This window comes from Serratia sp. JSRIV004 (genome assembly GCF_019968705.1).
Lineage (GTDB): Bacteria > Pseudomonadota > Gammaproteobacteria > Enterobacterales > Enterobacteriaceae > Chania > Chania fonticola_B.
The window spans coordinates 4,882,921-4,901,869 of record NZ_CP074140.1 but is presented as its reverse complement, the minus strand read 5'-3'; the positions used below and the strand labels follow the sequence as shown (position 1 = coordinate 4,901,869).

The window sequence follows — 18,949 nt, the reverse complement described above, 5'->3', positions numbered from 1 at the left end:
GCGTTGGCGCGGCGTACTTTCTTCAATTTTTTCGCTTTCATGTAAATTTCTCCATTAAAGTGATTATCTATTTTCGGGATTGCTGCGCAATCTTTCAGGATAAAAAATTGGCAACGGATAGAGTCTTATCACAGTGTCATGTTCTGTCAATGAAAAGTTGCGAAATTGTTTTGATAAACTTAAGTGTTAAAGTTAAATAAAAACAAAGTATTGCGCATTGATTTTTTTATAACATATTGATTTTAAGATATAAAAAATAATTACCTTAAAGTTTGGATATGATTTTTCAGGTTAATAATTTAAGTTTGAAATTATTCAAATATCCAAACTTAACATTATCTTAACTATTTTTATACTTTTTTGGAATATAAAGTTTATTTTTTATTCATTACATAATTAAAAAATAATGCGGGAATTTACCTATATAACGAGAGTTAATGCTTTTTATTCAATAGGTTGCCTGTCTTAATACGACGGTTTTTGTTCTCATTTTGCATTCTTGATTGTATCTAATTGAAAAATAATTATTTTATATTTCGTCCATTTTATTGTGCGTGTTTTATCCTTTTATAACAGGTGTTTATCTTTTTTGTTTTTAAGTGGGGTAAGCCTTTGTGAAGCGATTTTTATTATGGAGGGTGGTTTGACAAAAATTCCAAGTGCTTTAAAACTGGCTTGGTTGCATGTCGTTTTATTTGAGTTTTTCACATGTAATATACTTAGCGAATATCAATTTTTATTGAGGATGTAAGTATGAAAAATGCACTTAAACAAAACCCAAGCAGTAACTTCAATTTGAAGAATGAAATCATTAACCTAATCAGCAATAGCGCTGATGTAAAGTATGCTGACATTTCTGTTAGTGAACTGGAATCAATGCGTGCTGAGCGTGCATTTATTCCCGCTTCACGTCATGGTATTGAAACCATTTGTGGTGCGAGCTGCGAGACTGGCGCGCAATAACCACTTTAGGGCCACATACCCTATGTGGCCTTATCTCAATGAACGGTGAGATTTTATAATTTATAAAAATCAGGATGAATCCTAAGGTGAAGCTATGTCTGCAAAGTCAACGTTAAATTCTGTGGGCCCTGAAATTGCCGTCGTGACCGCGCATGGCCGTCAGTTACTTTCCAGTCGCCCTGATGAGCGCCTGATTGATGTTTTAGGCAGAAATAACGTGCCCTGGTCTGCGGTCTCTATTTATCAGCGCCGTGACGGCGAAGAGGCTATGCATTTATGTTCCGGGTTGGAAAAAACCATGGCAGAGTTTGATGCTGACCAGCTTCTGCTTTATTTTAACCGTAATGTAAACCCCTTCAAATTCTCCCCAGAGAAATTCCAAATTGTTAACAGTACCGATCAGAACTCAGAGTCAACAGAGTATATCTATCAGAATCTGAAAAATAGCGATGCCAGCGCGCAGAGCTACCTCAAAAAACTATCACCTGATGAGTGCTGCGATATTATCGCTGCACGGGTGGCAGAAACCATCAAACAGCATTTGCCTCAAGGGGCCGATCTGGTTGTGGGGGTTAGCGGTGGTGGCGACAGTAACTCACTATTGCACGGCCTGAGCCTGATTCGTGACTACGTCAATGTCCACCCGGTGATCATTATGGGTATCCCTGATTGGGATAAAGGTGTGCCACGTGCCGTGGAGCTGTGCCGTAACTATCAGTTGGACTTGAAAATTATCAAAGAGGACGAGGTCAAATCTCTGCTCGGTATTCCAGCAGACGGCGAAAGTCTGATCGACCGTTTTGAGCGCACCTTTGCGGGGGATGACTTCGAGTTTCTTGGCACGTTATTGATTCGCCTCTCATTGACACGTTATGCCCGCGAACTGGGCACCCGCTTCATTAGCACGGGGCTTAATCTGGAAGATGTCTTGTGCGAGAACCTGTTCCGTATTTCAACAGGCTTGAAACCTGCTTCCAGCCCGGCACGCAAGATCGGTGATATGACGTTGGTCATGCCATTATGGATGTGCCCGAAACGTATTATCGATGGTTGTTTCCCTAAATACTCTTTAGACAACTATGAGGCACGTTATCCGTGTTTCTCTCTGGGCCGTAATCTCTATTACAGCGTGATTTATACCCTGCAATCCAGCTATCCGGGTTTCCCTGAGCAGATGGCGCGCGGGTTGTCGGAACTGGCCGCCAAGGATCCGGTTGAATACCAGCTTGACGAACAACTGGGGTTTTATGTCGAGCGTATGGTGCCGTTGGCATTGCGCCATAAATTCCAGAAAATGCTCAAGGATTCATGTGGGCAAAGCCTGGATGAACAATCTGAGGAAATATTACGTTCTGTCGAGTAATGCAATGGCCCCCTGCCGCCTTGCAGTAGGGGAGTTTCGTCTCTTTGTACAGGATCCGCCATGCTGATCAATCTTCTCGGATGTGACGGGGCAGGAAAATCAACGCAGTTAAAATGGCTGATCCCCTGGTTGGAGAAAACGACAGGATTGCCGGTGCGTACACTAGCCAAACGTGATGCCCTGCAAGCTGAAAAGTACCCTGAAGCTCGGTATTTTGGGTGTAGCTACCGTACCTTGATGTATGAAATATTGCCTGAAATGCGTGGTGAGAGCCGGGCACTTTTTCTGTTTAACCTTTTCGCCATCCAGCTTTGCCACCAGCCGCCAGCCGCGGATGAAATCGTGTTGCTTGATGGTGGTTGGCAAAAACACGTCGCGACGGAAATGGCTCTGGGGTTGAGCGAGACTTGGCTATCGCAGCTGATTGCTCCTTTCCCGTCCCCCGATCTTACGTTGTTTCTCGATGTTGAACCTAACGTGATTATCGCTTGGCGGCGTGACAACGGTGATACGCACGCGCCTTACGAGTGTGGTAACCAACTTGAATGCAGTGATGAACGTTTCCTCGAACAGATGAACAAGGTTTATTCCATTTTGTCACGCCATGCTCGCGAACAGGATTGGACCAGGGTTGATGGCCGTCAGCCCCCTGAACAGGTTTTCCAAGCCCTATGTGCCGGGGTGGAGCGTTATTTAGCCGCTCCATCGGCGGGTGCCGCCTTTCTACCGGTTAAAAATAGCTAATTTTATTGAGTGAGGACAATGTCATGGAGATTGAAGTCTCTTTAAGTGGCGAGCTGATTGATCCACGTATTTATCAGGAGGTCTCTGCGATTGGGTTGCTGCGTGGCGAGTATATTTTCCGTCGCGCGGGCAAGTATCTTACCGCCCCGGATGGGCGCCAATTGATGATTGATTATATCGAGAACGTGTTAAAGGTGTTTCCAGACAAGGACGTTTGGTATCGCTTTATTGATGCGCCAGCCAATGAAATCAACATGCTGGAAGGATATGACGAATATGTGTTGGAAGAGTTTCCAACCATTGGTTTGCGCGGTATGCGCAGGGCGATGGAATTGACCAATACTTTCGAAATTGAATTCGATGTCATTACCCAGTTGGCAAAACAACACCCGAATTTGCATATCATCTTTCCCTACGTTTGTGAGATGGCTGAAATAGAGTTCGGCATGGATTATGCCCGCCGCTTTGCTTTCCCTAACAAAATTTCCTGCATGATGGAAACACCAGCGGCGTTTTGGCACGCATCGGACATCGAGAAACTTGGCATTGAACATTTTCTGGTGGGGATGAACGATCTCAGCAGTCTGACCATTGGTGCCAGCCGGGGTAGCGGCTACGATCGCCACAACCATCCTGCTCTGATTGGTATGCTGAAATCGCTACGCCAAACGTTGAGTCATGGTCGTATCAGCATCGCCGGCTATATGAAACCGGAGTTCCTCGACATAGCCAAACAGACCGGCATGGATGCTATTACCGTGCATTATTCTTCGTTCCCGGCATTCTTTGGCGAGAAATTCAAAGACTATCAAGACATGGATTTCATGCTCAACTTTAAGAAAGGGGATAACCGTAAACGCCTGCGTCTTTGGGCTCAATCTCTGCTCGATGTTGCCAACGATAACGATGCCATGACTATCCAAGGTCTGCATTGGCACAAAAAACCGAAAAGCTGAATAGCGCAGGCAGGAGATAACCGGTGAATAACTATGTGGTGGCGATAGTGGGTGGTGGCCCGAGATCGGTTTATGCCCTGGAACGCTTATTGGCTTTGCTACGCAGAGAACCGGTTTCAGGCTCATTGCACATCCATGTGTTTGAGTCGCATGGCAGGGCAGGCGCTGGCGTCGCACATAGTGATGAGCAGCCATCGAGCAGTTATCTCAACCGGTGCGTTGATCAAATAGCCTTTGCGGCGGATGAGTCCGTCCAGGCTGCCTCGGTACTGCTGCCTCTGCCGCTAAGATTGACTTTTCATCAATGGTGTCAACAACGTTATCAGCAAACGGGAGATGAGCGTTTCAATCTTGCCGCACATGATGTGCCACACCGATATCTGCATGGCTTGGCATTACGCGATCATTTTAATCTTTACGCCGAACTGCTCAATCAATTACCCGGAGTCGAGGTTATCGCGCATCATGACGAAGTGACTTATGTACGCCGTCACTATTCCGGTTTCAAAATGTCGTTTGCCAGCAACCAGGACGCCTTGCTGGCCGATCATGTTTTATTCGTTACTGGCCATACTCCTTGCCGTCCTAGGCCAGGGACGGATGAAGCACGCTACGCACGCAACAGTCGGTATATTTCCTATCCCTATCCACTGGAACAGCGATTCAGCCTGCAAACTGTCGATGCTGGCAGTCGAATAGGGCTGCTTGGTATGGGGCTGACGGCTATTGATATCTGTTTGTACCTGACCGAAGGACGCGGCGGCCGCTTTGTTGCTGGCGATGATGGTGAGCTGCGTTATCTACACAGTGGTAATGAACCCGCCCAGATCCAGGCAATTAGCCCAAGTGGAAAAATGTATTCTGTCCGCCCGGTTAATGCCAAAGTCTTGCCGGAACACTTTCATCAGCCCCAGTTTTTTAGTGAGTCCGCGATTACGCTACTGCGCAAGAACCATGGGCGCAGCGCTACCTTGTCTGACGGTTCTTGCCAGCGGCAACTCGATTTCCGGCGTGATGTATTTCCACTGGTGGTGCTGGAGATGGCGTTGGTTTATTACCGCACTTTATTAGGCGAAGATTGGGGCCAGAGGTTGATCGAGGCCGTGACCCCTGCATATCTATCATTCCTGTCCACCGTCCCCCATCAAGTTGAACGGGATATTGAGCGGTTACTACAACCCGCCCAGCAGTTATTTGACCAGGCAGTTGTAGAGTTTCAGAGGTTTTGCGCCAGGCAAGACAGCGACGATCCTGCACTGATGCGCCTGGCCACGGCTTTTTACCGGACATTGACTGACCAGGAGCTGCCTGCTGAGCAGGTAGTGACGGCATTCCGTGCGTTACCGCCGCAACAGGTGAAATGGGGGCACTCGCCCTACCTGGCTGAACATCGGTTTGACTGGCTGTGTATTTTCGAACCTTTCACCGGCCAGCCAACAGGGAGCGTGTCGCAACGGCAGCACCAGGTACTACGCTGGTTAGAGTTAGATCTGGCGGCGGCACGTCAAGGTAACCGATTTAATCCATTGAAGGCTGCCTGTGATGGTGTTTGGCGTGATTTACGCGCCGTATTTTCTGCTGTCACCGATTTTGGTGGCTTAACACCCGCCTCTCAACGCGAATTTTCGACGTTATGGATGTCTTATTACAACCGTTTGTCAAATGGTGCGGGTGTTGAAGCGATGCAGAAAATGGCGGCCCTTATTCGCCAGGGGCTAGTCGTGCTGGCCCCAGTTGGTGTACACATTAGTTCTGCGCGTTCCGGAAAGGGTTTCATACTGCATGGCCGTGGGCAACGGCTGAAGATCGATCATTTAGCTTGTGCTCGTCTGCACCCGTTTGACGCTCGTTATCAGCAGAGTCCACTCTATCCTTCAATGTTGCGCGAAGGACTGATCCAACTATGGGAAAACCGTGATCCGGAGGGAGAGCGGTTTATTCCGGGGGGGTTGATGCTGACTGAAGCATTCCATCCACGAACCCTGGATAACACTATTGAAACCCGTCTGACATTTCTTGGTGCTCCTGTCGAAGGGGTCTGTTTCTTTCAGAACGTTGCGGCTCGTCCTCGAGCCAACAGCGCGGTGCTAAATGTGGCCCATCGGTGGGCAGCTCAAATACTGCAGGCGTTGAGAGAGTCGGTGAAGCAAGCTGAGGGGACGCCTTGGTATGACGTTACCAATTGAAAACAGTGTAAATAGCTTGCGTCAATTTCGCAAACGTATTGCGGCACGTATGGCTTATCAACAGCGGCAAAAGCAGCCACGCCATCAAGTGATCTTCGCTGTCGACGGTATTTATTCCGAGTTGGCACAGGGGTGCTGGCGTTATGCCCATCAGGAACCATGGCAGGCGATATTTCCTTCAACCTCGGCAAGCTGCTGGTTGAGTAGTTTGACGGGGCAGAGCATAGAACAGCATGGTGTTCCCGGCGTCGTGTTTCGGCCTGATCCGGCGCAGGCAACGTTGATCAACATCTGTGATTATCAGGGGGATGCCATCACGCCTCCCACGGCTAATCTGTTTACCGATTGTTACCGCTATGGGTTCACCCCACAGGCGATAGCCGGCGATCTGTTGCCCATCCAGGGAAGCTGGACGCGAGCGCTGCTGACGGGCGTTGCACATGTTGATAATCATGCTTTTTATACGGACCAGCCGTTGGTGCCGCCAGCACAGATGATCGCGCGCCTGGAAGGCGCGGTCGGGCAGAGACTGAACGGTGCGGCACCGACCCTGTTATGGTGTTTTATCGACGTCGATCAATATATTCACCTTAACGGTTATGACGACCGGGTAGAGGCATTCCTCTGTGGGTTAGCATCCTTGGCTGAGCGTTTGGTGGCGCAGGGGTGTGATGTGATTGCCTATGCCGATCATGGCTTGGTGCCGACACAGCATGATTCTGACATTGCCCGGTCGATAGAGCAGATTTGTGGTGAATTTGGCGCAACGATGGGGGGCGCTGGACGCACACGCTGGTTTTATGTTGAGCAGGAACATGAAGCTGCGATGCAGCAACGTTTGGCCAGCGCTATTGGCGATATCGCCTTGGTGATGCCGCGAACATCCCTGTTTTCAACTTCAGGTTCATCGCGTATGGGTAACCTGTTATTGATTGCGCAACAGAACCGTTTTATCTCCCCCCCCTCCTACCGCTATGAACATGGCTCACTGCAGGCTCAGGAAATGTCAGTCCCCTATGCGGTATGGGAGGACTTATGATTGCCAGAGCCATTGATTCCTATCAGAGCATGGTCGCGCTGGACGATACGCCAACAATACTGAATCTCTCCTGGACCCAGGATGAACGGCCATTTATCCAGCCGGATATCAGTGCTGTCATCCAACAGACTTTGCACTTGGAAACTGAGACAGGGCTACCCGAGATCTACCGCTATGCCGTCACCGATCCTTGGGGAGATATGACGTTACGCCAGGCGGTAAAACATTTTTTTTCTCTGGCACATGATGATTTTTCTCTGTCTTGTGGTGCGGGGGTCATTTCGTTATTGGCCGCGTTGGCATATTTATCGCAAGGGCGACGTGTGGCGATTATCGGTGATGTTTACCCGGATTATCCCTGGTATCTGCGTCAGGCAGGACGGGAGCCTTATCACATGGCGCCAGGAAGCGAGCAGGACATTGGTACCGCAATGTGTGCCGTTGGGGCTGATATGTTGTTTCTGGAGCGTCCGGGGCTGCTGAATGATGACTATGGCGATCTCGTGAAACTGCGGCAACTGTGCCAGAGATTGGCGCAGCGCGGTATGTTGCTGTTGATCGATGAATCTAATGCCAATTATTGTTCGCCGACTTATAGCGCGGTGACTCTGCTTGGTGAGATGCCCAATCTTATTGTACTGCGCGGGATGTCAAAAGGCTGGGGGCTTGGGGGATTACGCGTGGGGTTATGCCTGTGCGCCAGTGAGCTGCAGGCCCGGGTGCGCCAGACGTTGCCACCGTTGCTCAATGCTTCATTGTCGCTGCGTATCGCCGCCAACATTTTGGCGCTAGGTGATTCCACCGCCGAGTTGCGAGCACAGATTACCCGCCATAAACGGCAAGTTCTCGAACTATTTGATGCTCAGCCCTTGGTCGCGGCCAGTAGCGCCCTGCCTTACTGGTTTCTTGGGCCGGAAATGGGGGAAGCGTTGGAAGCAAGAGGCGTCAAAGGAAAGCATCATCTCTGCTGGCGGGGAGGAGATGCAGCGATCACTTTGCTACGTCTGAGCGTCCCATTATTACCAGCAAGAATGGCTCGTTTACAACATTGCATGACATCTTATTCCGATAGCGAGGGAACCGATGGATACCGATAAGCTATTAACGATTTTTTTATTTGATCGCTCTCAAGCGGAGGTGCTGAGCAATACGCTGTCACAAGAACAGTGGCAACTATGCTTGGAGGCAGCGGTACGGCACAAAATTCTGCCGCTGGTGGCCGATTATTATCACAATGTCAGCGATCAACCATTGACGCCAGCACTATCGGAGATCCTTGCGGCGCATCGGCGCGAACGGAATAGCTGGCTAGAGGCAATCCGAGCTTTGCAGTTTGACAGCAATGAACCTCGTGCCATGTTGATGAAAGGATTTGGTCACGAGCTACTGTACCCGGAACGCATCGAGCGTTTTGCCAAGGATCTGGACATTGTCGTCCGGGATTTCCCGGCGTTTTGCCGTTTTGCCACGCAGCTCTTTCGCCGCGGTTTTTCTCTCCCTTTTATGGCTCGTTTCTATCAGCACCCCGATACTGCGCAATGGTGTGGTATTGCTCGTTTCATTTTCGAACAAGGCCTGGAGGATGGTGGAGTGGAATTACACATTGGGCAGTTTGCGGTTGACCAATACCACCTGATTGATTGGGATGAACTGGAACCTTATGCGGTGCAACAGCAATTTTCCGGGATACCATTGTGTGTGCCAGATGTGAACACGATGCTGAAAGTTTTCTTTATGGAATTGGCAACACGTCCTGAGTGCATGCTACGCGATCTGTATGACGGTCATTGCCTGTTTATGGGGGCTGGCATAGCTCCGCAGGCACTGTTTGATGAGCTTGCGAAAGCACGGTTGTTGCCGCAGGTGGAAAAACTGCTGGCAGGGTTTCACCGCTACCAGCAATCCCCTCCACTGCTGTTGCAGCATCTGGCGCGAAATATTCACGGCGATAGTGGAGCGACATCGCTCTTGTGGCAGCAACGTGCTCGCGAGGCCATTGATCGGGCCTGTGAAGAGGGGAGTTGGCAACTCAATGTCCTCAGTTTGCTGGATCGTCCCTGGGCCATACGCTGCGCATTACGTTGGGGCATGACTGTCAATGCGATACTGATTGATCAACGTTGCGCAGCGATCGGCCTGACACGTTACAAAAAATTCCTGATGCTAACCTCGCCAGCAGGCACGTTTCTGCTCGGTGTTTGTGGCCTGTTCAGTGATGAGGAAGTTGAACAATTACAGGCTTATCTGACAAGGGAGGCATTGCGCCCTGGCGTAATATTAGAGGAGAAGCAGGATGATTGAGCACCATACGATGATGAAACTGGGGGCTTTCTGGTATCCCACCGGCTACCATATTGCAGCTTGGCGACATGCCAGTGTTCAGGCTAATGCAGGTATCAATTTTCAGCACTGCGCCGAGTTTGCCCGTATGGCGGAAAGTGCGGCATTTGATTTCATTTTTCTTGCCGATAGTCTGGCTGTAAAAGGGGATGACTGGGCAGAATTGAGCCGTGGGGCACATCGCTACGTGGGGCAGTTTGAACCGTTAACCTTGCTGTCAGCATTGAGTGCGTGCACGGAACGTATCGGTTTGATTGCGTCGGCAACGACCACCTATCACCATCCTTATAATCTAGCTCGTCAATTTGCCTCTTTGGCCCATCTTAGCCAGGGACGAGCGGGGTGGAATCTGGTGACTTCTCAAAACCCATTTGAAGCCGATAATTTTGGTCTGGATAGTCATCCAGAACATGATCGTCGTTACCTGCGTGCAGAAGAGTTTGTTGATGTTGTGGCCGGATTGTGGCGCAGCTGGGACCATGATGCCTTTTGTTTCGACAAACAAAGCGGGGTGTTTTTTGACGTGGCAAAAATGCGCCCACTGAATCACCAGGGGGATTTTTTCCAGGTTAAGGGACCTTTAAACGTACCTGCTTGCCCTGGTGGTGCTCCAGTGATCGTACAGGCTGGCGCATCCGAGGCCGGGCGTAGCTTGGCGGCGCGTACCAGTGAGGTCATATTTTCGGCACAGCATGAATTACAAACCGCTAGAATGTTTTACCAGGATGTTAAACAAAGGGCACAACAAGCTGGGCGCGCCCAGCTACCTTTGGTGATGACGGGCATGTTCCCCTTCGTCGGCCGTAGCCAGCAGGAAGCGCAGGACAAGTTTGAGCAACTCCAGGCGTTGATTGATGATCGGGTCGGGTTGGCATTATTGCAGGTTCAATTGGGGGGCATCGATCTTTCCGGTCACGATCTCGATGGGCCATTACCGGTTATTCCACCCAGTAATGCCAGCCAAAGCCGACGTGAGTTACTGGTATCACTGGCTGCGCGGGAGAATTATTCTATACGGCAACTGTACCGGCATGTGGCAGGCGCACGTGGTCATTGGCAACTGATTGGCACGCCACGGCAGATTGTCGATGAAATGGAGGAGTGGTTTAGTACTGGCGCGAGCGATGGATTTAATGTGATGGCACCGTGGTTGCCAGGGGGAATGAGCGATTTTATCAACCTGGTGGTACCAGAGTTGCGTCGGCGTGGGCTGTTTCGCCAGCATTATACTGGGCGCACCTTGCGAGACCATCTGGGGTTAAGCGGCTAGTATTTTCCTTTGCGTTATACTGTTACCGGAATGTTTACTGGAGAAACAGGATGCAGCAAAAATGGCAGCAAGTAGATGAATACCTTAAGCGACAGTTACTAAACGAGGATCCAAATCTGGCGCAAACGCTTCTGGCCAACGCGGCGCAAGGATTGCCGCCGCACGATGTTTCTCCCCTACAGGGGCAGTTCTTGCTGTTGATGGTGCAGATCAGCGCGGCGCAGCGGGTGCTGGAGATAGGGACCTTGGGTGGATTCAGCACTCAGCTCATGGCACAGGCGTTACCCCCTGATGGTTGCTTGATCTCGTTGGAGAAAGAAGAGAGAAATGCCGCTGTTGCTCGTGAAAATATTGCGCGTGCTGGCTTGTCCGGCAAGGTGACGATCAAGGTTGGCGAGGCGGCAGAGCTGTTGCCTGAGTTACAAGAACAAGCTCCGTTCGACCTGGTTTTCATCGATGCTGATAAACAGAATGCGCTGTTATATCTGCAATGGTCCATCAGGCTTGGCCGGACGGGCAGTGTGATCATCATGGACAATGTGATCCGCGGTGGTGCGATTATTGATACTGAACGTGATGTTCATGCTGACGGGATCTGCCAGACGCTTGAAGTGGTGAAACAATTTCCAGAATTGACAGCAACCGCGTTACAAACGGTGGGCGAAAAGGGCTGGGATGGGTTTGCGTTGTTGCGGGTGGATAAATCGTCACCGAAGAAGCAAAACTCCATGGATTTGCCCTGATTTGCTTCACAAGGCTAATAAGGTATCTTTAGCAAGGTCCGCCGTAAACCTTGCCCAATTTACGGCGGGGGGCAGTCACAGGTGCGGAATATTGCGCCCGTAGTAGATCTCCTGCATCTCTTTCCACAGCAGATCGGTGATCCTTTTTCGCTCCGCCTCGCTCAGTTCGTCCGGCCTGGCGTTGAACAGATAGTGCTTCAGATCGAAATCCTTCAGCAGCATCTTGGTGTGGAAGATGTTCTCCTGATACACATTGACATCCATCATGTGGTACAGCGCCTTCATATCCTCGGACATAAAGTTCTGGATCGAATTGATCTCATGATCGATGTAATGCTTCACGCCGGCGACATCGCGGGTGAAACCGCGTACGCGATAGTCCATGGTGACGATATCGGATTCCAACTGGTGGATCAGATAGTTCAGCGCTTTGAGCGGTGAAATTACGCCGCAGGTAGAGACTTCAATATCGGCCCGGAAGGTACACAGGCCGCCTTCTGGGTGGCTTTCCGGATAGGTGTGAACGCAGATATGGCTTTTATCCAGATGTGCCACCACCGTCTTTGGCAGCGGTCCCGGGTGCTCAGAGGTATCCACGTCTTTCGGATCAACAGGCTCTTCACTCATCAGGATGGTGACGCTGGCGCCTTGCGGATCGTAGTCCTGGCGGGCGACGTTGAGAATATTGGCGCCAATGATCGAGCAGGTTTCACTGAGGATCTCGGTCAGGCGGTTGGCATTGTACTGTTCGTCAATGTAGGCGATATAGCCGTCGCGGTCGTCTGCGGTTTTGGCATAACAAATATCGTAAATACAAAAACTCAGGCTCTTGGTCAGGTTATTGAAGCCGTGCAGTTTGATCTTTTGCAATTAGATTTAGCCCCTATCTTCTCGCTTAACGTGAAACGTTCAGTGCATTGAGCAAATACTGTGGCAGGGCAAAGCTGCCAGCGTGAATTGCCGGATTGTAGTAGCGGCAGTCTAAGCCACTTTGATGAAAGCGTTGTTGCAGCGTGGTGACATCCAGCTGGCGCAAAGCCGGATTCTGGCTGGCCCAGGCAAAGGTCATGATGCCGCCGTAATAGGTTGGGATCGCCGCCTGATAGAAGCTGACGTCGTTAAAATACTGGCTGAGCTTGGTGTGGCTGTTGACCGCTTCGTCCTGCTGCAGGAAGCAGACGCCGTTCTGAGCTACGAAGATGCCACCCTCGTTGAGGCAGCGTGCGCAACCTTCATAGAACGCCGAGGTAAACAGGCTTTCACCGGGGCCGATCGGATCGGTACAGTCAGAAATAATCACGTCGAATTTTTCGTCGCTCTGGCTGACGAAATTGACGCCATCGTCGATCACCAGCTTGAAGCGGGGATCGTCATAGGCACCGGCGTTGTGATTCGGTAAGTATTGGCGGCAGAACTCCACCACGCCCGCGTCGATCTCAACCATGGTGATCTGTTCAACGCCCTGATGGCGGCAGACTTCACGCAGCATAGCCCCGTCGCCACCGCCGATAATCAGCACTTTCCTGGCCTGGCCATGGGCCAGCAGCGGCACGTGGGTCATCATTTCGTGATAGATAAACTCATCGCGTTCGGTAGTCTGTACCACGCCATCGAGAGCCATCACGCGGCCCAGCACCGGGTTTTCAAATATCACCAGATCCTGATGCTCGGTTTTCTCACGGTAAAGTACCTGCTCTACTGAGAAGTACTGGCCAAAGTTGGCATGCAGCGTTTCATACCAAATCTCTTTCTGGGTCATGTGCGGGTTACTCCGTAATAACAACCATGAAAAATGAGCGCAACATCATAAACCCTCCGTGTGGCAAATTACAGCATTGTCGGCAGGGCAACAGATAGGCGATAGCAAACCCTGCCAGCTATCGTTGGCAAGGCTGAGAGAAAGCAGGGGAAGTTAGTTGGCGTAGGCCAGCAGGCTCAAGGAGTCGCGCGCCAGAGATTTGCACTTGTTGGGGGTAGGAATAGCAATGCCGCTGAGATCGCGGTAGCTGTCTTCACCCAGGGATTTCATATTAAAGCTATTATAGTTAGTCAAATCCCAACGGTTTTGCTGGGCGAAGTACACGATGGCGCGTTTGATTTGCGCGTTAGGCAAATCATTGTAGCCACAATCGTTTTTGAGATAGACAAACACCGCGGTCAGATCGGCAAGATCTTCCGCTTCGGATTCATTTAGCGCCAGGCTGGCATTGGAAAAGCCCAGCATAGTCAGCAATAGCATTAACAACGTTGTTTTTTTCATCATGAAATAGACCTGTTCAATATCTGCTGACGTTACCACACTTGGCTGTAAAGGCACCAAATTAATTATGTGGGCTTAACACTCCTTAATAGTAGCTCTTGACCTTCCACTAAGGGGAGGGTTTAGGCTGCGGATCTTAAGCTTTCGATCACTGAGAAAAGGGAACCAGCGATGTTACGCCGTGATTTTATCAAACTGACCGCCGCAATAGGTGCCGCAAGCGCCTTGCCATTATGGAGCCGTGCCGCCTGGGCGGCCGATCGTCCAGCCTTGCCGATCCCACCGATTTTGACGCCAGATGCGCAAGGAAAGATCGCGTTGGCGCTGCAAACCGGTGAGATGAACTGGCTGCCTAACGTGGCTACCCGCACCTGGGGGATTAACGGTGCGTTGCTTGGCCCAGCGGTCCGTTTGCAACGGGGTAAGCCGGTGACGGTAGATATCAGTAATAAACTGCCAGAGGCCAGCACGGTGCACTGGCACGGTTTAGAGATCCCCGGTAATGTCGACGGTGGCCCGCAAGCCTTGATCCAACCTGGTACTACCCGCACGGTGAGTTTCACTGCCGATCAGCCAGCGTCTACCTGCTGGTTCCATCCCCATACGCATGGCAAAACCGGCGAGCAGGTGATGAAGGGGCTGGGGGGACTGGTGCTGTTGGAAGATGAAGAAAGCAGCCAGCTACCCTTGCCGAAGACCTGGGGAACCGACGATATTCCCGTGATCCTGCAAGATAAGCGCCTGGGCAAAGACGGTCAAATCGAATATCAATTGGACATCATGAGCGCGGCCGTGGGCTGGTTTGGTGACCGCATGTTCACCAACGGTGCCAGCTATCCGCAACACATCGCGCCACGCGGCTGGCTGCGTCTGCGTTTCCTGAACGGCTGTAACGCCCGCTCGCTTAACCTGTCCACCAGCGACAATCGGCCATTATACGTGATTGCCAGTGACGGTGGCTTCCTGGTCGAACCGGTTAAGCTGACCGAACTGTCGATGCTGATGGGGGAGCGCTTTGAAGTGCTGGTTGATGCCTCCGATGGCAAGCCGTTCGATATCGTTACCCTGCCGGTGAAGCAAATGGGTATGACGCTGGCTCCGTTCGATCAGCCGCTGCCGGTATTGCATATTCAGCCATCGCTGGCGCAGGGCGTGAAATCCATGCCGGACAGCCTGGTGAAATTGCCTGCGCTGCCATCGCTGGCCGGAGTGCAGGAACGCTGGTTGCAACTGATGATGGATCCTAAGCTGGATATGCTGGGGATGCAGGCTCTGATGGATCGCTATGGTCACCAGGCAATGGCCGGGATGAGCATGGATCACGGCAATGCCACTGGCAACATGGCTGGTATGGATCATAGTAAGATGCAAGGCATGGATCAGGGCAACATGGCGGGAATGGACCATAGCAAAATGGATCATGGCAGCAAGCCGTTTGATTTCAGCCATGCCAATACCATCAACGGTAAAGCCTATGATATGCACAAGCCGGCGTTTGAAGCCAAGCGCGGTAAATACGAGAAATGGACCATTTCCGGCGAGGGCGACGTGATGATGCACCCGTTCCATATCCATGGCACCCAGTTCCGCATTCTGTCGGAAAACGGCAAGCCACCGGCGGCCCACCGGGCAGGCTGGAAAGATACGGTGCTGGTAGAAGGTTGGCGCAGCGAAGTGCTGGTGCGCTTCAATCATCTGGCTAGTGCCGATCAGGCTTATATGGCCCACTGCCACCTGCTGGAACATGAAGATACCGGCATGATGCTAGGCTTTACCGTAGCCGATTAAGTTATCCCAGACTGCGGCTTGTCACGCCGCAGTCTGTAAAGTGGTGACGCACTCGCGTCGCCACCGCCCGCCAGCTATGCTAAACTCTGCGCCCTTCTTCCGGCAACTGACCTGAAAACTATGAAACACACTGTAGAAGTAATGATTTCCGAGCAGGAAGTTAAGACCCGTATTGCTGAACTTGGCCGCCAGATCACCGAAGACTACCGCGATAGCGGCAGTGACATGGTGCTGGTCGGGTTGCTGCGTGGCTCTTTCATGTTTATGGCCGATCTGTGCCGCACCATTGAGGTGCCGCATGAGGTCGATTTTATGACCGCTTCCAGCTACGGCAGCGGCATGTCTACCACCCGTGACGTGAAAATCCTCAAAGATCTGGATGAAGACATCCGTGGTAAAGACGTATTGATCGTCGAAGACATCATCGATTCCGGCAACACTCTGAACAAGGTACGTGAGATCCTGGCGCTGCGTGGGCCGAAGTCTTTGGCGATTTGTACGCTGCTGGACAAGCCTGAGCGCCGTGAGGTTGAAGTGCCGGTGGAATATGTCGGCTTCCCGATCCCGGACGAGTTCGTGGTGGGTTATGGCATCGATTACGCCCAGCGTTATCGCCATCTGCCTTACATCGGCAAAGTGGTGATGCTGGACGAATAATCCGGCCGGAGTTCAGCTGGGCGCTGAACCCCGATCAGGCGCTAGAACAGGCCTTTCTCCTGTTTGAGTGTGGCTATCGCTTTGCGGTAGCCCATCTCCAGGCTCTCACGGCTGGTGGCGGTGACTTCCAGATCGTGCAGACGACCGTCCTGGATCCCGTACACCCACCCGTGGATCATCACTTTCTGGCCGCGTTTCCAGGCAGACTGCATGATGGTTGAGTGGCCCAGGTTATACACCTGTTCAATGACGTTGATCTCGCACAGCACATCCAGACGTTGTTCTGGTTCCAGCTCGCCGAGCAGGGAACTGTGTTTGTACCACAGATCGCGAATGTGCAGCAGCCAGTTGTTGATCAACCCCAGTTCCGGGTTCTCTACAGCCGCTTCTACCCCACCGCAGCCCAGGTGACCACAGATAATGATATGTTCCACCTCCAGCACGTCGACGGCATACTGCACCACTGACAGGCAGTTCAAATCGGTATGGATCACCAGATTGGCGACGTTACGGTGAACGAACAGCTCACCCGGCTCCAGGCCGGTCAGGCGTTCGGCAGGCACGCGGCTATCGGAGCAGCCGATCCACAAGAATCGCGGTTTTTGCGCTTGGGCCAAACGTTCAAAGAAGCCGGGATCTTCCTTGTTGATATTAGCGGACCAGGCTTGGTTGTTGGCGATAAGCCTTTCGATTTCTTGCATGGCGGTTATTGGCCTGTTATGAACGAATTGCGTTGATGTAATATATGGCAAGCGTCACAATTTGGAAATCGGAACAGTTAAGCAATTTTCTGCCCTCTGGAATTCGCACGGATTCAACTCGGTAATCGGGCCGCTGATGATAAACTCCCTCTTAGACAAGTTCGGCAGCCAACTCCATCAAAAGGTACTCTCATAACTTATGAATTATGCACTGGAAATAGCGCAGCTGACCAAAACCTATGCGGGTGGCGTCAAGGCATTGCGCGGTATCAATCTGAACGTGGAGGCGGGGGACTTTTATGCCCTGCTCGGGCCGAACGGCGCCGGGAAATCCACCACCATCGGCATTATCAGCTCACTGGTCAACAAGACGGCGGGCACGGTGCGAGTGTTTGGTTACGATATCGATAAGGATATCGTTAATGCCAAGCGCCAGCTCGGGCTGGTGCCGCAGGAATTCAACTTTAACCCGTTTGAAACCGTGCTGCAGATTGTGGTCAACCAGGCGGGATATTATGGCGTGGAACGCCGCGAGGCGATGGCGCGGGCAGAAAAGTACCTCAATCAGCTCGATCTCTGGGGTAAACGTAACGAGCGGGCGCGTATGCTGTCTGGCGGGATGAAACGCCGCCTGATGATTGCCCGTGCGCTGATGCATCAGCCCAAACTGCTGATCCTCGACGAACCGACAGCCGGGGTGGATATCGAGTTGCGTCGCTCGATGTGGGGCTTCCTCAAAGAGCTGAACGCCCAGGGCACCACCATTATCCTGACCACACACTATCTGGAGGAAGCAGAAATGCTGTGCCGCAATATCGGCATCATCCAGAACGGTGAGCTGGTAGAAAACACCTCGATGAAGGGGCTGTTGGCCAAGCTGAAGTCCGAAACCTTTATCCTCGATCTGGCGGCGAAAAGCCCATTGCCCCATCTTGAGGGTTACAACAGCCGTTTGACGGACACCTCCACGCTGGAAGTGGAAGTGATGCGTGAGCAAGGTCTGAACGGTCTGTTCACCCAACTGAGCGCGCAGGGGATCCAGGTCCTGAGTATGCGTAACAAGGCCAACCGGCTGGAAGAGCTGTTCGTCAACCTGGTGAACGGCAATGGAGAACAAGCATGATGCATTTGTATTGGGTGGCCTTGAAAAGCATCTGGGCCAAAGAGATCAACCGCTTCGCCCGCATCTGGATCCAGACGCTGGTACCGCCAGTGATCACCATGACCCTGTATTTCATCATCTTTGGCAACCTGATTGGGTCGCGTATTGGTGAGATGCACGGTTTTGATTATATGCAGTTTATCGTGCCGGGCCTGATCATGATGGCGGTGATTACCAACTCCTACGCCAACGTGGCGGCATCATTCTTTAGTGCCAAGTTCCAGCGCAATATTGAAGAGCTGCTGGTGGCACCGGTACCGACGCATGTGGTGATTGCCGGTTATGTTGGCGGTGGCGTGGCGCGTGGTATCTGTGTGGGGATCCTGGTGACGGTGATCTCGCTGTTCTTCGTTCCGCTGGTGGTCCATTCCTGGTGGGTGATCGCGGTGACGCTGTTGTTGACGGCGATCCTGTTCTCGCTAGGCGGTTTGCTTAATGCCGTCTTTGCCAACACCTTTGACGATATCAGCCTGATCCCGACCTTTGTGCTGACGCCGCTGACCTATCTGGGCGGGGTATTTTACTCGCTGACGCTGTTACCGCCGTTTTGGCAGGCGGTCTCCAAACTGAATCCGATCGTCTACATGATCAGCGGTTTCCGCTTCGGTTTCCTGGGCATTTCCGACGTGCCGTTAGCGCTGACCATGCTGGTGCTGGTGGCGTTCATTGTGGTGTTCTACGGGCTGGCCTGGTATCTGATTGAGCGTGGCCGCGGCTTGCGTTCCTGATGTCATTTCCCTCCTCCGTTGCCGGGGGAGGGAGTTTATTGATTTAGCA

At 51.7% G+C, this 18,949-nt stretch carries 18 protein-coding genes; 14 read left to right on the top strand and 4 right to left on the bottom strand.

Translation table 11 applies throughout. The features are described from left to right. The first annotated feature begins 753 nt into the window (after positions 1-753). The 10 genes from KGP21_RS23315 (at position 754) to KGP21_RS23270 (ending at position 11,604) form a co-directional block, all read left to right on the top strand. Positions 754-963: a hypothetical protein gene (locus KGP21_RS23315; RefSeq protein ID WP_094981443.1), complete on the top strand. Its 210-nt coding sequence runs from the start codon at positions 754-756 to the stop codon at positions 961-963. Positions 964-1,057: 94 nt separating this feature from the next. Further along, positions 1,058-2,326, top strand: a complete 1,269-nt coding sequence (locus KGP21_RS23310; RefSeq protein ID WP_115159313.1) for a hypothetical protein — start codon at positions 1,058-1,060, stop codon at positions 2,324-2,326. Between the two features lie 60 nt (positions 2,327-2,386). Further along, the gene (locus tag KGP21_RS23305; RefSeq protein WP_021179717.1) at positions 2,387-3,070 is read left to right on the top strand and encodes a Thymidylate kinase-like protein; all 684 of its coding nucleotides are present in this window, start codon (positions 2,387-2,389) and stop codon (positions 3,068-3,070) included. Positions 3,071-3,093: 23 nt separating this feature from the next. Beyond that, positions 3,094-4,026: a putative PEP-binding protein gene (locus KGP21_RS23300; RefSeq protein ID WP_021179718.1), complete on the top strand. Its 933-nt coding sequence runs from the start codon at positions 3,094-3,096 to the stop codon at positions 4,024-4,026. A gap of 23 nt (positions 4,027-4,049) precedes the next feature. After that, positions 4,050-6,212 carry an FAD/NAD(P)-binding protein gene (locus KGP21_RS23295; RefSeq protein ID WP_223536354.1) on the top strand — a complete coding sequence of 721 codons (2,163 nt, stop codon included), beginning with the start codon at positions 4,050-4,052 and terminating at the stop codon, positions 6,210-6,212. After that, positions 6,196-7,251 (top strand): hypothetical protein, encoded by a 1,056-nt coding sequence (locus KGP21_RS23290; RefSeq protein WP_094981446.1) that lies wholly within the window; start codon positions 6,196-6,198, stop codon positions 7,249-7,251. The genes KGP21_RS23295 and KGP21_RS23290 overlap by 17 nt, the downstream gene beginning before the upstream one ends. After that, the gene (locus KGP21_RS23285; RefSeq protein ID WP_172413915.1) at positions 7,248-8,348 is read left to right on the top strand and encodes an aminotransferase class I/II-fold pyridoxal phosphate-dependent enzyme; all 1,101 of its coding nucleotides are present in this window, start codon (positions 7,248-7,250) and stop codon (positions 8,346-8,348) included. The genes KGP21_RS23290 and KGP21_RS23285 overlap by 4 nt, the downstream gene beginning before the upstream one ends. After that, a complete protein-coding gene (locus KGP21_RS23280; RefSeq protein WP_115159310.1) occupies positions 8,335-9,552 on the top strand; it encodes a nucleotidyltransferase family protein in 1,218 nt (405 codons plus the stop codon). Before KGP21_RS23285 ends, KGP21_RS23280 begins: the two co-directional genes overlap by 14 nt. After that, a complete protein-coding gene (locus tag KGP21_RS23275) occupies positions 9,545-10,861 on the top strand; it encodes an LLM class flavin-dependent oxidoreductase (protein ID WP_181817536.1) in 1,317 nt (438 codons plus the stop codon). The genes KGP21_RS23280 and KGP21_RS23275 overlap by 8 nt, the downstream gene beginning before the upstream one ends. A gap of 50 nt (positions 10,862-10,911) precedes the next feature. Continuing rightward, the gene (locus tag KGP21_RS23270) at positions 10,912-11,604 is read left to right on the top strand and encodes an O-methyltransferase (RefSeq protein ID WP_094981449.1); all 693 of its coding nucleotides are present in this window, start codon (positions 10,912-10,914) and stop codon (positions 11,602-11,604) included. Between the two features lie 75 nt (positions 11,605-11,679). Here the strand turns inward: KGP21_RS23270 and speD are convergent, their stop codons facing one another. The 3 genes from speD to KGP21_RS23255 form a co-directional block, all read right to left on the bottom strand. Further along, a complete protein-coding gene (gene speD, locus KGP21_RS23265; RefSeq protein ID WP_021179725.1) occupies positions 11,680-12,474 on the bottom strand; it encodes an adenosylmethionine decarboxylase in 795 nt (264 codons plus the stop codon). Between the two features lie 25 nt (positions 12,475-12,499). After that, a complete protein-coding gene (speE, locus tag KGP21_RS23260) occupies positions 12,500-13,363 on the bottom strand; it encodes a polyamine aminopropyltransferase (protein ID WP_021806257.1) in 864 nt (287 codons plus the stop codon). A gap of 153 nt (positions 13,364-13,516) precedes the next feature. Then, complete coding sequence (locus KGP21_RS23255) at positions 13,517-13,864, bottom strand: YacC family pilotin-like protein (RefSeq protein WP_037375824.1); 348 nt, start codon at positions 13,862-13,864, stop codon at positions 13,517-13,519. Between the two features lie 171 nt (positions 13,865-14,035). On the opposite strand from KGP21_RS23255, the gene cueO reads away from it, so the two are divergent. Together cueO and hpt are read left to right on the top strand one after the other, a co-directional pair. Continuing rightward, on the top strand, positions 14,036-15,652 hold the full coding sequence (cueO, locus tag KGP21_RS23250) for a multicopper oxidase CueO (RefSeq protein WP_209522794.1): 1,617 nt from the start codon (positions 14,036-14,038) through the stop codon (positions 15,650-15,652). A gap of 120 nt (positions 15,653-15,772) precedes the next feature. Further along, complete coding sequence (gene hpt, locus KGP21_RS23245; protein ID WP_071681992.1) at positions 15,773-16,309, top strand: hypoxanthine phosphoribosyltransferase; 537 nt, start codon at positions 15,773-15,775, stop codon at positions 16,307-16,309. Positions 16,310-16,350: 41 nt separating this feature from the next. On the opposite strand, the gene can is transcribed toward hpt, so the two are convergent. Next, a complete protein-coding gene (can, locus tag KGP21_RS23240; protein WP_024484342.1) occupies positions 16,351-17,010 on the bottom strand; it encodes a carbonate dehydratase in 660 nt (219 codons plus the stop codon). A 199-nt stretch (positions 17,011-17,209) separates the two neighbouring features. Here can and KGP21_RS23235 point away from each other — a divergent pair, with 199 nt between their 5' ends. Beyond that, positions 17,210-18,133, top strand: a complete 924-nt coding sequence (locus tag KGP21_RS23235; protein WP_021806255.1) for an ABC transporter ATP-binding protein — start codon at positions 17,210-17,212, stop codon at positions 18,131-18,133. Beyond that, positions 18,130-18,900, top strand: a complete 771-nt coding sequence (locus KGP21_RS23230; protein WP_021179732.1) for an ABC transporter permease — start codon at positions 18,130-18,132, stop codon at positions 18,898-18,900. Before KGP21_RS23235 ends, KGP21_RS23230 begins: the two co-directional genes overlap by 4 nt. Positions 18,901-18,949: the final 49 nt, after the last annotated feature.